This window comes from Streptococcus sp. DTU_2020_1001019_1_SI_AUS_MUR_006 (assembly GCF_032340315.1).
Classification (GTDB): Bacteria; Bacillota; Bacilli; order Lactobacillales; family Streptococcaceae; genus Streptococcus.
This window is the reverse complement of record NZ_CP135436.1, coordinates 1,811,124-1,826,031: the sequence shown is the minus strand read 5'-3', so window position 1 is coordinate 1,826,031 and position 14,908 is coordinate 1,811,124. Positions and strand designations below refer to the sequence as shown.

12 protein-coding genes are annotated in these 14,908 nt (G+C 39.8%); 7 read left to right on the top strand and 5 right to left on the bottom strand.

Translation table 11 applies throughout. The annotated features are described in order from the left end of the window. Positions 1 to 10 precede the first annotated feature (10 nt). Together RRU92_RS08735 and RRU92_RS08730 are read right to left on the bottom strand one after the other, a co-directional pair. Entirely contained in the window at positions 11 to 859 is an 849-nt protein-coding gene (locus RRU92_RS08735) for a metal ABC transporter permease (protein ID WP_075231207.1), read from the bottom strand. Beyond that, positions 856 to 1,578, bottom strand: coding sequence for a metal ABC transporter ATP-binding protein (locus RRU92_RS08730; protein ID WP_075231208.1), 723 nt, complete (start codon positions 1,576 to 1,578; stop codon positions 856 to 858). The genes RRU92_RS08735 and RRU92_RS08730 overlap by 4 nt, the downstream gene beginning before the upstream one ends. A 178-nt stretch (positions 1,579 to 1,756) precedes the next feature. On the opposite strand from RRU92_RS08730, the gene RRU92_RS08725 reads away from it, so the two are divergent. After that, positions 1,757 to 3,649 carry a M13 family metallopeptidase gene (locus tag RRU92_RS08725; RefSeq protein WP_075229567.1) on the top strand — a complete coding sequence of 631 codons (1,893 nt, stop codon included), beginning with the start codon at positions 1,757 to 1,759 and terminating at the stop codon, positions 3,647 to 3,649. An 87-nt stretch (positions 3,650 to 3,736) separates the two neighbouring features. Continuing rightward, positions 3,737 to 4,501 (top strand): hypothetical protein, encoded by a 765-nt coding sequence (locus tag RRU92_RS08720; RefSeq protein ID WP_153225436.1) that lies wholly within the window; start codon positions 3,737 to 3,739, stop codon positions 4,499 to 4,501. A 104-nt stretch (positions 4,502 to 4,605) separates the two neighbouring features. On the opposite strand, the gene RRU92_RS08715 is transcribed toward RRU92_RS08720, so the two are convergent. Then, on the bottom strand, positions 4,606 to 5,235 hold the full coding sequence (locus tag RRU92_RS08715) for an MBL fold metallo-hydrolase (RefSeq protein WP_315639396.1): 630 nt from the start codon (positions 5,233 to 5,235) through the stop codon (positions 4,606 to 4,608). A 104-nt stretch (positions 5,236 to 5,339) separates the two neighbouring features. Further along, the gene (locus RRU92_RS08710) at positions 5,340 to 6,416 is read right to left on the bottom strand and encodes a DUF2974 domain-containing protein (protein ID WP_315639395.1); all 1,077 of its coding nucleotides are present in this window, start codon (positions 6,414 to 6,416) and stop codon (positions 5,340 to 5,342) included. Positions 6,417 to 6,511: 95 nt separating this feature from the next. Between RRU92_RS08710 and RRU92_RS08705 the strand changes: the two genes are divergently transcribed. The 5 genes from RRU92_RS08705 to RRU92_RS08685 all read left to right on the top strand — a co-directional run bounded on the left by RRU92_RS08705 (position 6,512) and on the right by RRU92_RS08685 (position 12,731). Next, positions 6,512 to 7,189, top strand: a complete 678-nt coding sequence (locus RRU92_RS08705; protein ID WP_000548968.1) for a response regulator transcription factor — start codon at positions 6,512 to 6,514, stop codon at positions 7,187 to 7,189. Continuing rightward, a complete protein-coding gene (locus tag RRU92_RS08700) occupies positions 7,182 to 8,156 on the top strand; it encodes an ATP-binding protein (protein WP_315639394.1) in 975 nt (324 codons plus the stop codon). Before RRU92_RS08705 ends, RRU92_RS08700 begins: the two co-directional genes overlap by 8 nt. 326 nt (positions 8,157 to 8,482) lie before the next feature. After that, positions 8,483 to 9,241 (top strand): ABC transporter ATP-binding protein, encoded by a 759-nt coding sequence (locus RRU92_RS08695; protein WP_070459777.1) that lies wholly within the window; start codon positions 8,483 to 8,485, stop codon positions 9,239 to 9,241. Between the two features lies 1 nt (position 9,242). Beyond that, positions 9,243 to 11,231, top strand: a complete 1,989-nt coding sequence (locus RRU92_RS08690) for an ABC transporter permease (RefSeq protein WP_315639393.1) — start codon at positions 9,243 to 9,245, stop codon at positions 11,229 to 11,231. A gap of 450 nt (positions 11,232 to 11,681) precedes the next feature. Continuing rightward, positions 11,682 to 12,731: a DUF389 domain-containing protein gene (locus RRU92_RS08685; protein WP_315639392.1), complete on the top strand. Its 1,050-nt coding sequence runs from the start codon at positions 11,682 to 11,684 to the stop codon at positions 12,729 to 12,731. A 206-nt stretch (positions 12,732 to 12,937) separates the two neighbouring features. On the opposite strand, the gene thrS is transcribed toward RRU92_RS08685, so the two are convergent. After that, the gene (gene thrS, locus RRU92_RS08680; RefSeq protein ID WP_315639391.1) at positions 12,938 to 14,881 is read right to left on the bottom strand and encodes a threonine--tRNA ligase; all 1,944 of its coding nucleotides are present in this window, start codon (positions 14,879 to 14,881) and stop codon (positions 12,938 to 12,940) included. Positions 14,882 to 14,908 lie beyond the last annotated feature (27 nt).

Here is a 14,908-nt window from a genome sequence, read left to right as displayed (position 1 = left end):
GTTCTGCCCCTTATTTTAACAAATGTTTATTTTTCAGTTTCAAATATCGTTGTTTTGGAGCGATAAAGAAGCTAATAAGAAAGAAACTAGCGGCTGTAAGCACGATACTAGAACCTGCCGCAACGTTAAAGCTATAGCCGATAAAGAGTCCCAAAACTGAAGCTGTAGCTCCAAAGGTTGAGGAAAGGAAAATCATACTTTTCAGGCTATTAGCATAGAGATAAGCAGTTGCTGCTGGGGTAATCAGCATGGCTACAATCAGGATAGTTCCGACACTTTGCATAGCTGTCACAGACACGAGAGTTAGGAGTACCATGAGTAAGTAGTGATAGAAATTGACAGGCATTCCCATGGCCTTAGCCAAGAGTTCATCAAAGGAAGTGATCAAGAGTTGCTTGAAGAAAATCCAGATTAACAAGAGAATGGCTACCCCTACACCCATAGTAATAAACATATCCGTATCTTGGACGGCTAGGATATTACCAAAAAGGATATGGAAAAGGTCAGTTGAACTTTTAGCGACACTAATCAAGATGATACCGAGGGCTAAGAAAGAAGAAAAGGTAATGCCGATGGCGGTATCGCTTTTGATAATCGAGTTCCCCTTGATGTAGGTAATGATGATGGCAGCTAGCAATCCAAAGACAATGGCTCCGATAAAGAAGTCAAGGCCCAAGATGAAGGAGAGGGCTACACCTGGCAAGACAGCATGTGAAATGGCATCTCCCATGAGTGACATCCCGCGTAGAATGATGAAACATCCCACAGCTCCAGCTACGACCCCGACGACAATAGCTGTTATCAAGGCATTTTGTAGGAAATGGAATTTTTGCAATCCATCGATAAATTCTGCAATCATAGGTCACCTCCATTGAAAAAGAGTCGATTACCGTAAGCTTCTTTTAGATTGGCTTCGGTAAAAGTTTCTTTGGTCGGACCAAAGGCAATCACTTCTCGATTGACAAGCAAGACTTGATCGAAGTAGTGGGGAACCTTGCTGAGGTCGTGGTGGACGATGAGAACCGTCTTCCCAGCTTTTTTCAGATCTCTCAGCGTATTCATGATGATTTCCTCACTGACTGAGTCAATCCCAACAAAGGGTTCATCCAAGAGGATATAGTCGGCTTCCTGCACCAAACATCTGGCAATCAAGACCCGCTGGAATTGACCTCCAGAGAGTTGACTGATTTGCCGTTCAGCGTAGTCAGCTAGGTCGACGATTTCAAGGGCCTCTTGCACTTTCTTCCAATGTTTAGCATTTAAACTTCGAAAGAGAGGAATAGAGGGAAACAGTCCTAACGAGACGCATTCCTTGACCTTGATGGGAAAGTTGTAGTCGATATTGATTTTTTGTTCGACATAGGCGATTCGATGTAAGGATTTTTTAACTTCCTTGTCATCGAGAAATGCCTGACCTTGATGTGGGATAATTCCCAGCATACCTTTTAATAATGTTGATTTCCCAGCGCCGTTTGGGCCAATAATTCCGGTAATCGTTGGTCCTTGGAGCACTAGTGAAATATCCTTTAGTGCCAACGTTTCTTTGTAGGAGACACTGAGGTTTTCGATACGTATCATACAGTTATATTCCTCCTATCTTTTAATATACCTTAAAATAAAAATTAAGTCAAGTTAATTTTTGTAAATATTTAAAATATTAACTAGAAAACAATCAGAAGAAGACGGCATTTTTAATTGCATTCCCCAGGGATTTTTGCTAAGCTAAGAATAAGTGAAAAATGAAAGCGAGAACAAGATGACACGTTATCAAGATGATTTTTATGATGCAATAAATGGTGAGTGGGAAAAGACTGCTGTTATTCCAGCCGATAAATCGAGAACAGGTGGTTTTATCGACCTTGACGAAGAAATCGAAGAGTTGATGCTAACGACGACTGACAAGTGGTTGGCAGGAGAAGATCTTCCAGAAGATCCTATCCTAGAAAACTTTGTCAAGTACCATGCTATGGTCAGAGATTTCGATAAGCGAGAAGCTGATGGAATCGAGCCAGTCCTCCCTTTACTGAAGGAATATCAAGATTTGGAAAGTTTTGCGGATTTCGCAAGTAAACTAGCTGCATTTGAATTAGCTGGTAAACCAAACTTCCTTCCATTTGGAGTATCACCAGACTTTATGGATGCTAGAACCAATGTTCTTTGGGCTAGTGCTCCAGGAACTATTTTGCCTGATACAACCTACTATGCGGAAGACCATCCTCAGCGTGAGGAATTATTGAACCTTTGGAAAGAAAGTACTTCTAATCTCCTCAAAGCCTATAACTTCTCAGATGAAGAAATCGAAGATTTGCTAGAGAAACGATTGGAATTGGACCGCCGTATCGCAGCTGTCGTACTTTCAAACGAAGAAAGTTCAGAATATGCCAAACTTTACCATCCTTATTCTTATGAAGATTTCAAAAAGTTTGCGCCTGCCCTACCTTTAGATGACTTCTTCCAAGCAGTGATTGGACAAACTCCAGACAAGGTTGTTGTAGATGAAGAACGTTTCTGGCAAGCAGCAGAGCAATTCTATAGTGAAGAAGCTTGGCCTTTGCTCAAGGCAAGCTTGATCTTGAGTATAGTTAATCTTTCAACTAGCTATCTAACAGATGAGATTCGTATCTTGTCAGGTGCCTACGGACGAGCTCTTTCAGGAGTTCCAGAGGCTCAAGACAAACGTAAGGCAGCTTACCATTTAGCTCAAGGACCTTTTAAACAAGCTCTTGGCCTTTGGTATGCCCACGAAAAATTCTCTCCAGAAGCCAAGGCAGACGTAGAGAAAAAAGTGGCGACCATGATTGACGTTTATAAGGAACGTTTAGCTAAAAATGACTGGCTGACTCCTGAAACTCGAGAAAAAGCCATCGTCAAACTCAATGTCATCAAGCCTTATATCGGTTATCCAGAAGAATTGCCAGTCCGCTATAAAGATAAGGTAGTGGATGAATCTGCTAGCCTCTTTGAGAATGCCCTAGCCTTTGCGCGTGTGGAAATCAAGCACAGTTGGAGCAAGTGGAATCAGCCAGTTGACTACAAGGAGTGGGGAATGCCTGCTCATATGGTCAATGCCTACTACAATCCACAAAAGAACTTGATTGTCTTCCCTGCTGCTATTTTACAGGCACCATTCTATGACTTGCATCAGTCATCTTCTGCCAACTATGGTGGGATCGGAGCGGTTATCGCCCATGAAATTTCTCATGCCTTTGATACAAATGGGGCTTCCTTTGATGAAAATGGAAGTCTCAAGGATTGGTGGACAGAGAGCGATTATGCAGCCTTTAAAGAAAAGACACAGAAGGTTATCGACCAGTTTGATGGCCAAGAATCTTACGGCGCAAAAATCAATGGGAAATTAACTGTATCCGAAAACGTTGCCGATCTAGGAGGAATCGCTGCAGCGCTAGAAGCTGCTAAGAGAGAGCCAGATTTCTCAGCTGAAGAGTTCTTCCATAACTTTGCTCGTATCTGGCGTATGAAAGGTCGCCCAGAGTTGATGAAACTCATGGCTAGCGTTGACGTACACGCGCCAGCTAAACTCCGTGTTAACGTCCAAGTGCCAAACTTTGACGACTTCTTTACGACCTATGATGTCAAAGAAGGCGACGGAATGTGGCGTTCACCAGAAGACCGTGTGATTATTTGGTAAAATGATTTCTTAACCAAGTATAACTTGACGTGAATGATTCATTTTTGAAGTTTATACATCTGAAAATGCAATGCTATCGAGGTTAATATGAAGAAATTTTTAATGATGCTCTCATCTATTCTTTCGATTTCAGTTTTGGCATCTTGTGGTCTCAATAAAAATAATAGCAATACAGAACCTTCATCTGCACTATCATCTGTTTCCAAAGACGATAAGTCTAGTACATCAACAGAAGCAAAGACTGAAAATACAAGCGAATCGTCAACCAAAGCGTCACAATCAACTGCTGAAAATAAGAAGGAAACGGGACCAGATTTGTATAAAGAAGTGATTGAACGTTATAATCACTATACAGAGCTTTTAAAACAAGGTAATAGAGAAGATTTATACGAGGAAAATAAACAACACAAGATTGCATCAGAAGAATATGGCATGATTTTCTCTCGAATGGATTATCAAAATGCACCAGACTTTAAATATGCCCTTCTTGATTTGAATAAGGATGGGCAAGATGAGTTACTTATTGGGGATGAAAAATTCGTTTCAGCCATTTATTATTTGGAAAATCAAAAACCAAACTTACTTCACACAGCTTATGTAGCTTCTGCAGGTGGTTTTCGCTCAGGCTTTGTTATTTACGAAAATGGTCTAGTCTCTTATGCAGACTGGCAGTCAACTCGTCCAGAAATGAACCTGGCTCTATATTCGTTTGATAAAAATGGAGTGCAGAAGATTAAAGAAGCAACTATTCAAATCGGTGGTAATGAAAAAGCAGAGCAAGTTTTAGATATTTCTTCTGAAAAGCTTGATTTGTCTAACATTGACTGGAAAGAATTGAATCCAACTAATTAGTTTTAAATTATTTTTCTAGTCAATTTTGATTCTACCGAGCAAGTAGTGATGTAGAAATTGAAGCTATACAAAAACCAAGGATAATTGTCCTTGGTTTTTATGTTTTAGAAAAATGGATTGAAGGTTTTTTCGTGAGCGATGGTAGTAGCAGGTCCGTGCCCTGGATAGACATCGTAGTTTGGAAGGGTGAAGAGCTGGGTTTGGACACTATGAAGGAGTTGTTCCATGCTACCTGTAGGTAGATCTGTTCGACCAATGGTTTCTCGGAAAAGGGCATCTCCCGTTAAGACCAAGTGTCCATCTGGGAAAACAAATGAAACTCCACCGATAGAATGGCCTGGAGTTGGTAATACAGTAAAGCGGAATTCCTCAATCTGGTATTCTTCATGAAAGACAAAGGTCTGTTCGGCTGGTCTACATACGACATCTGCCATATCGTCGTGTCGAGGAAGGCCAGAAAGATTGTCGACAGGAGTAAAGAGCCAAGCAGCTTCGCTTTCTGACACATATACGGGAGGATTTCCGAAAGTATCTCTGACCAAGTCTAGACTCATAATATGGTCGTAGTGGGTATGGGTCAGAAGAATGGCACAGACCGGTTTATTGATGGTTTCGATAGTTTTGCGAATGACCTCCCAATGGCTACCAGGATCGATCACAATCAGGTGTTGCTCCCCTTCAAGATAATAAGTATTTTCATAGGCGACAGGATTCACAGTTTTATGGATTTTCATAGGATTTCCTCTTTCAAAGATTTACAGTTTCTAGTATAACACAGAAGAATAAAATAAGGAATCAACAAGAAAGTCCCTCCGTAAAGGAAGGACTTTTTGATAAATTAAAAATGATTCTTCCAGGCTTGGAAACGAGCATCCAGCAGGAGTTGTGTCAGATTTTTTAAGATTTCAACTTGTTCAGGCTCCAGTGTCTGGGCTTGAGAAACAAGTTGTTGAACATGGTCAATAGCATTTTTAGAAGACAGTTCATTAATGGAACTGATTCCAGATTCTAGAATGGTACCAAAGAAGAGATCGATGTAGAGCTCCAATTCCTCATCAGGAACACTGTCCACCCATTCTTTGAGAGTGTCTTTAATTTGGAGACTCTCACTGCTGATTTCTTCTAGTTGGACAAAGTGATTATCCTCAGTTTGCCAACTAAAGGTGCTGTGTTGGGCGATGCCACCAAGAGCTGTAGATTTGACGACGATAGGAGTATCAGGAACTTCCAGCATCATGCCAATGACAGAACCTTGTGGGATGAAACGGTGAATTTTTGGAATAACATCTTGATAACCAGTGGTCTCAGTCAGATGAGCCTGCAAACCAGGGGCATCATAGGTATAAACTGCAGATATCTTGTCTTGCAATTCAGGTCGAATTTGACTGGCAGCATAGACAGCCAGATTCCCACCTTTAGAATGTCCAGCTACAATCACTTTTTGTTTTGGATGTTGGGTAAAGAAATCCTCCAAGTATTCAAGAGCATGCTTTTGGGCAGGGATTTCCTTCATGTAGGTCATATGGAAATCTTCCTTCCAACCAATAATACTATCGTCTGTACCTCGAAAGACAATCAGATAAGTATCTAAATCAAGGCGATAGGTCATAGCAGCGAACTGTTTCTGTTGCTCGGTATCAATTTCGTTGACAAAGTTAGAGAGTTTGCTATTTTTAAAACGTTTGTGCTGGGCAAGCTGGTCTAAGAGTTGCAGACGTTCTTTATTGGTCAACATGGTGCTTTCTCGCGGGACACGTGTTGCGACATCGCTTAAACGATTGACAGGCTGGTCCAATAGGTTATCAAAAGAAAGATAGGTCAGCTCTGTAAAAGCAAGTATATCCAGTTCATTCAAGGGAAGATCGTAAAAAGAATCGTATTGAACGTCAGTTAGGTAGTCGAAAATATTGGACATGGGAACTCCTTTCTTTACTTTTATCTTATCAGATTTGCATCAATTTCGCTAGTAGTGAGGAGAATTTTGCTATAATATAGAAAAAGGAGGAGCAGATGCATAAGATTTTACTAGTAGAAGATGATCCAGTTATCCGTCAACAAGTTGGGAAAATGCTCTCTGAATGGGGGTTTGAGGTAGTCATGGTAGAAGACTTCATGGAAGTTCTAACCCTATTTGTTCAGTCTGAGCCACATCTAGTTCTCATGGATATCGGCTTGCCTCTCTTTAATGGTTATCACTGGTGCCAAGAGATTCGCAAGATTTCTAAAGTTCCCATTATGTTTCTGTCTTCGAGAGACCAGGCTATGGACATTGTGATGGCTATTAATATGGGGGCGGATGATTTTGTGACCAAGCCTTTTGACCAACAGGTTCTTTTAGCCAAGGTACAGGGCTTGTTGCGTCGTTCCTATGAGTTTGGACGGGATGAAAGTCTCCTAGAGTATGCTGGAGTTATCCTCAACACCAAGTCTATGGATGTGCATGTCAATGGCAAAGCTATCAGTTTAACCAAGAATGAATTTCAGATTTTACGTGTCTTATTTGAGCATGCGGGAAATATCGTAGCGCGTGACGACTTGATGCGGGAGCTTTGGAATAGTGACTTTTTTATCGATGATAATACCTTATCCGTTAATGTCGCCCGTCTGCGTAAGAAATTGGAAGAAGAAGGTTTGATTGGTTTTATTGAAACCAAGAAAGGAATAGGGTACGGATTGAAACATGCTTGATTTCAAAAGTTTTTTTCTAGCTTATATCCGTTCGCGCAGCCGTTTTTTCGCTTTTATTCTCTTACTTACAGGTTTACTTTTTCTCTTTGAGGTCTTATTTGATAACCAAGTGCCTTACTTTAACTATTTCTTCTTTCTATCTACATTTTTGACACTTCTGTTTTTGGTCTATGATTTCTTGATAGAATTGCAACGCTATCGCAAGGAATTGTTTTACGGAAAAAGAGAAGCCAAGTCCCCAATGGAGGCTCTATTGACTGAAAAATTAGAGAAAAGTGAAGAGGAACTCTACCAAAAGAAATCAGATGCGGAAAACCGCTATAATGATTTGGTGGATTACTATACACTCTGGGTGCATCAGATAAAAACACCCATTTCAGCCAGTAAACTCCTCGTGAGCGAGGTGGCAGATCGCCAATTGAAACAACAGTTGGAACAGGAAATTTTTAAGATTGATTCATATACCAATCTCGTACTCCAATATCTACGATTAGAAAGCTTCCATGATGATTTGGTTTTGAAGAAAGAGAATATAGAAGATCTGGTCAAGGAAGTCATTCGCAAATATGCTATTTTCTTTATCCAGAAAGATCTAAGTATTAATCTGCATGACTTGGACAGAAGGATTGTGACGGATAAAAAATGGCTGTTGGTAGTCATTGAACAAATCCTATCAAATAGCCTCAAATACACAAATGAAGGTGGAATTGAAATCTATATGGACGATCAAGAACTTTGCATCAAGGATACTGGGATTGGTATCAAAAACAGTGATCGGTTGCGAGTCTTTGAACGTGGATTTTCAGGATATAATGGTCGAATGACCCAACAGTCATCTGGACTTGGGCTCTATCTAACCCAGAAAATCAGCCAAGAATTAGGACATCAGATTCAAATAGAATCCGAACTTGGGCAAGGAACAACTGTGAGGATTAAGTTCTCTGAAGTGAATTTACTGATTGAATGAAAAGAATTGTGAAGAGCTTGGAAGAAACCTTTCAAGCTCTTCTTTAGACCTTGATCTAGTGAGAAAAAAGGCTTCAATTAGATAAAAATGTAATCTTACAAAAATGTAAGATTAAAGGCCTCTTTTGTAAGGTTATGTTATGGTAAGCCATCTTTTTTTGGAGTAAACTTAGAGCATAAAGAAAAAGGAGAGGAACCATGAAAACAATTTTACAAAAGAAACATACAAGTAAGCCGAGTCCAAAGGATATCGAGCGAGTTCAAATCGGCATCGAAATGATGCAAGCTCAGTTTCAATTAATGGGATATTAAAAAGGAGAAGTTAAAATGACACTATTAGATGTAAAACACGTTCAAAAGATTTATAAAACTCGCTTTCAAGGCAACCAAGTAGAAGCCCTGAAAGATATTCACTTTACCGTTGAAAAAGGCGACTACGTTGCTATTATGGGTGAATCTGGTTCTGGGAAATCAACTCTACTCAATATTCTCGCCATGCTTGACAAACCAACTCGTGGTCAGGTCTTCCTAAACGGAACAGACACAGCTACCATTAAAAATACTGAAGCATCAAGCTTCCGTCGTGAAAAGTTAGGCTTTGTCTTCCAAGACTTCAATTTGTTAGATACGCTTTCTGTTAAAGACAATATCTTACTCCCTTTGGTATTGTCTAGAAAGCCTATTACAGAAATGATGAAAAAGTTGGTCGTAACGGCTGAAAATCTTGGCATCAATCAATTGCAGGAGAAGTACCCTTATGAAATTTCTGGGGGACAAAAACAACGGGTTGCAGTTGCACGAGCCATCATCACAGAACCAGAAATTCTCCTTGCTGATGAGCCAACAGGAGCTCTAGATTCTAAATCATCTGCAGCTCTCCTTGATATCTTTGATCAAATCAACGAGCAAGGACAAACCATTCTCATGGTAACCCACTCAACGGCAGCTGCTAGCCGTGCAAAACGTGTTCTTTTCATCAAGGACGGCATTCTCTATAATCAAATCTACCGTGGTGAAAAGACCGATCGTCAGATGTTCCAAGAAATCTCTGACACCTTGACTGTTATGGCAAGTGAGGTGAACTAGCATGTTTCGATTAACCAATAAGTTGGCCGTCTCCAACTTAATCAAAAACCGCAAACTCTACTATCCCTTTGCACTGGCTGTTCTCTTGGCAGTCACCGTCACCTATCTCTTTTACTCTCTAACCTTCAATCCAAAGATTGCAGAAATCCGTGGAGGTGAAACGATTCAAGCTACTCTTGGATTTGGTATGTTTGTCGTCACCCTTGCGTCAGCCATTATCGTCCTCTATGCCAATAGTTTTGTCATGAAAAATCGTTCTAAGGAACTAGGAATTTATGGCATGTTGGGCTTGGAGAAGCGCCATCTGATTAGTATGACTTTTAAGGAACTCTTGATATTTGGGCTTGTAACAGTCACTGCTGGGATTGGGATTGGTGTCCTCTTTGACAATCTGATTTTCGCTTTCTTGCTCAAACTGATGAAATTAAAGGTTGAACTGGTCGCTACCTTCCAGATGAAAGTTGTCATTACAGTACTTGTTGTTTTTGGCTTGATTTTCCTAGGCCTCATGTTCCTAAATGCCCTTCGAATCGCCCGTATGAATGCCCTCAAGCTCTCGCGTGAGAAAGCAAGCGGAGAGAAAAAAGGTCGCTTCCTTCTTCTCCAAACTATTCTTGGTTCGATTAGTTTAGGGATTGGCTATTATCTTGCCCTTACGGTAAAAGATCCCCTTACAGCTCTCACAACTTTCTTCCTAGCTGTTTTACTAGTTATCTTTGGGACCTATCTCTTGTTTAATGCAGGGATTACAGTTTTTCTACAAATCTTGAAGAAAAACAAGAAATATTATTACCAACCAAATAATCTCATCTCAGTGTCTAACTTGATTTTCCGTATGAAGAAAAATGCGGTTGGACTGGCAACTATCGCAATTTTGTCAACCATGGTTTTGGTAACCATGTCAGCAGCGACTAGTATTTTCAATGCCGCAGAAAGCTTTAAAAAAGTTCTAAATCCTCATGATTTTGGGGTTTCAGGGCAAAATGTTGAAAAAGAAGATTTGGACAAACTCTTGAGCCAGTTTGCAAGTGACAAAGGTTATACGATTAAAGAGAAAGAAGTGCTTCGTTATACTTACTTTGGTGTTGCGAACCAAGAAGGAACTAAGTTAACCATTTTTGAAAAAGGACAAAACCGTGTCCAACCCACAACAATTTTCATGGTATTTGACCAAAAAGATTATGAAAATATGACTGGTCAAAAACTGTCTCTATCAGGAAATGAGGTCGGACTCTTTGCAAAGAATGAGGGAGTTAAAGAACAGAAAGCTCTAACTCTAAATGATCATCAATTTTCTGTAAAAGAAGAATTTAATAAAGATTTCATTGTCAACCATGTCCCAAATCAGTTTAATATTTTGACTGCTGATTACAATTACCTTGTTGTGCCTGATTTACAAGCCTTTTTGGATCAATTCCCAGATTCGGCTATCTATAATCAGTTTTACGGTGGCATGAATGTAAATGCCAGCGAAGAAGAACAACTCAAGGTCGCTGACGAGTATGAAAAATATCTACAAAAGTTTAATGCTCAATTAAACACTGAAGGTAGCTATGTTTATGGTAGCAATCTATCAGATGCTAGTGCTCAGATGAGTGCTCTCTTTGGTGGAGTCCTCTTTATCGGTATTTTTCTCTCTATCATCTTTATGGTAGGTACTGTACTCGTTATCTACTATAAACAAATTTCAGAAGGTTATGAAGACCGTGAACGCTTTGTCATTCTGCAAAAGGTTGGTTTGGATCAAAAACAAATCAAGCAAACCATTAACAAGCAGGTCTTGACTGTTTTCTTCTTACCTCTGGCCTTTGCCTTTCTTCATCTGGCTTTTGCTTATCACATGTTGAGCCTGATTCTCAAGGTCGTTGGTGTTGTTGATTCAGCCATGATGTTAAGTGTAACACTTTCTATTTGTGGTATCTTTGCTTTAGTTTATGTCCTAATCTTTGTGATTACTTCAAGAAGCTATCGTAAGATTGTTCAAATATAAAAATAAAGGATATAATGTAAAGTCAGAACGTTATTTTGACGGAGGAATCCTAGATTATATTGGATACTCTATCTTAGTAGCCATAATTTGCGAGTTTACCTTGGGGAACACAACACCTTGGGAGATTTGCATGATACAAAATTGGAAAACCAAACACACTCATCATGTTTAAACATTAAAACGTTATCTTCTTTCAGAGGAGATAACGTTTTTTCTTCTGCGGATAAGGAAATAAAAATTTCTACCTTTCTCTATCTCTTAAATTGCTTGATTTCTTCAGAGAAAGGCTGTAAAATTTTTGATATAATGTTAAGGATGGACTGATGGATATTTAAAGGATAATTTTCAAAAGAATGACAGGTGAGAATTAAAAATATGTAAGATTGGACAGAAGTCTCTCTGCCATCGTCTTTGCAGAAACAAGATTATATGAAATAAAAGGAGTAACCAATGACCGGAAACTATTCAACACGTGAATACCGTGAAAAATTATATGATGATCTTCATGTTCGATTAAGAGATACAGCAATTTTAATGTGTGCGATTTTTATTGCCTCTATAGGTCTAAATATGAATTCAACAGCTGTCATTATTGGAGCCATGCTGATTTCCCCTCTTATGACACCGATTGTTGGACTGGGATTCGGTTTAGCTATTTTTGATACGCGTTTAATCAAGCAATCTCTAGAGGTTTTATTTACTCAAGTATTAGTCAGTTTGCTTGTCTCGACTCTGTATTTCTGGATTTCTCCCTTATCTTATACAAGTAGCGAGTTGATTGCACGAACATCTCCAACCATTTGGGATGTTCTCATTGCTATTGCTGGTGGGATTGCAGGTGTAATTGGTTCAAGGAAAAAAGAAGCAAATAATATCGTGCCTGGAGTAGCCATTGCAACAGCTCTGATGCCACCTATCTGTACTGCAGGTTATGGTTTAGCTAATGGAAATGTACGATTTTTATTCGGAGCTCTCTATCTTTTCTTGATCAACTGTGTCTTTATCATGCTAATCAACATTGTTGGAACAAGAATTTTGATGAGAAAATCTCCTTTAAGTTCATTTAAAGAGCTAAACATTAAAATGAGAATTGGGTTGATATCCTTAATTGTATTATTGGTTCTTCCAGCCAGCTATTCAGCAGTCACTCTGACGATAGATCAAGCACGAAAAGAAGGGATTAAACAGTTTGTAGGAAAAGAGTTCGCTAATCATACGGTCATTAATCAAGTCTACAAGTCAAGTAGCAATGAATTAGTCTTGACGGTTGTTGGAGAGCCGATTTCAGAAGAAGAATTAGAAACGATCCGCCAAAAACAAGCCTCTTACGGTATTCAATCTGTTCAATTGAAAGTCAATCAAGTCCATAATTCGACAAAATTAGATAGTGAGATGACCAAGGAATTTTATGAAACCATTAATAAGTATATCGATCAAAAACTCTCTGAAAAAGATTCACAAAAAGATCTCGTAAAAGAAAATGAAGCAGACAAGGATTGAGGATATTGACCTTTTCTAACTCGAGGAAGCAAATCTTAGGAGGATATCCTATATCCCAAAGTTAGTGGATAGAAAGGATCGTTGATGAGGATACCATTTGTGGTGGTTTTACAAATCACTACTAGCTTAGGCTAAATAAAAAAGCAACAGCTGAAACAGTTGTTGCTTTTTTAGCTAGCTGGAAATATTATCCCAGATTTTATCGTTTATTTTTCAACTCGTGATTTGTTGGCAATATCTGCAAGAATCAATTCTACAAATGCATCTACCGGCATGGTTTCTGTTTCTTTTTGACCATAACGGCGAACGTTTACAGCCTTCTCTTCCATTTCCTTGTCACCAACGATCAATTGGTAAGGAATCTTTTGAGTTTGAGAAGCACGGATCTTGAACTGCATTTTTTCATTACGTTCATCCACATCGGCACGGACACCACGGTCACGAAGTTTCTTAGCTACTTCCCAAGCGTAGTCCACGTGTTTTTCGTTAGAAACTGGGATAAGAGTTACTTGGTGAGGTGCAAGCCATGTAGGGAAGGCACCCTTGTAGTTTTCAATCAAGATAGCTGTGAAGCGTTCCATAGTTGAGATAACACCACGGTGGATCATAACTGGACGGTGTTCTTCACCATCAGCTCCGATGTATTTAAGGTCGAAGCGCTCTGGAAGCAAGAAGTCAAGCTGGATAGTAGAAAGGGTTTCTTCTTTTCCAAGGGCAGTCTTAACTTGGATATCCAATTTTGGTCCGTAGAAGGCTGCTTCCCCTTCAGCTTCAAAGTAGTCAAGTCCCATGTCATCCATAGCTGATTTCAACATGCGTTGAGCATTTTCCCACATCTCATCATTATCAAAGTACTTGTGAGTATCTTGAGGGTCACGATATGATAAACGGAAACGATAGTCAGTCAAGTTGAAATCTTCGTAAACGTCGATAATCAATTGAAGTGTACGTTGGAATTCATCTTTAATTTGTTCAGGTGTTACGAAAGTGTGACCGTCATTAAGTGACATTTCTCTTACACGTTGAAGCCCTGTGAGAGCACCAGATTTTTCATAACGGTGCATCATACCGATTTCAGCAATACGGATTGGCAATTCACGGTAAGAGTGAACATGGTGTTTAAAGACCTCGATATGGTGAGGACAGTTCATTGGACGAAGAACGAATTCTTCACCATCACCCATATCCATGGTTGGGAACATATCTTCACGGTAGTGATCCCAGTGACCAGAAGTCTTGTAAAGTTCTACTGAGGCAATTGGTGGAGTGTAGACGTGTTGGTAACCAGCAGCGATTTCCTTATCGACGATGTAGCGTTCCAATTCACGACGAATAGTCGCTCCATTTGGCAACCAGAATGGAAGACCTTGACCAACTTCTTGAGAAATCATAAAGAGATCCAATTCTTTACCAAGTTTACGGTGGTCACGTTCTTTAGCTTCTTCACGCATTTGAAGGTAGTTCTTCAAGTCTTTCTTGTCAAACCAAGCTGTACCGTAGATACGTTGCATCATAGCGTTGTCGCTATTTCCACGCCAGTAAGCACCAGCTACGTTAAGAAGGTGGAAGATTTGGATGCGATCTGTTGATGGGACGTGTGGGCCACGGCAAAGGTCTACATATTCACCTTGACGGTAGATAGTCAAACCACCTTCATCTTCAGAGTGTTCTTCAATCAATTCCAACTTGTATGGATCGTTTTTGAAAATTTCACGCGCTTCATCTTTAGTCACTTCCTCACGAATAGATGGGAAGTTTTCTTTCACGATTTTCTTCATTTCTTCTTCGATACGAGGAAGGTCTTCGTTAGAGATTTGACCTGCTTGGTTGTCTGTATCGTAGTAGAAACCATCTTCGATAGCTGGACCAACACCCAAGTGAATATCTGGGAAAAGGCGACGAGCAGCTTGGGCAAATAAGTGTGCTGCAGAGTGACGCAAGATTGGAAGGGCATCTTCGTGATCAGGTGTCACGATTTCAATGCTTCCATCTTCGGTGATAGCACGAGTTGTGTCAATGAGTTTGCCGTTGAATTTACCAGCAAGGGCTTTTTTAGCCAAAGAATTGCTGATGGATTGAGCAATTTCAAAAGTTGTAACGCCAGATTCGAATTCACGAACAGCGCCATCTGGGAAAGTAATTTTAATCATGGTTTTCTCCTTATATTATTAGTTATC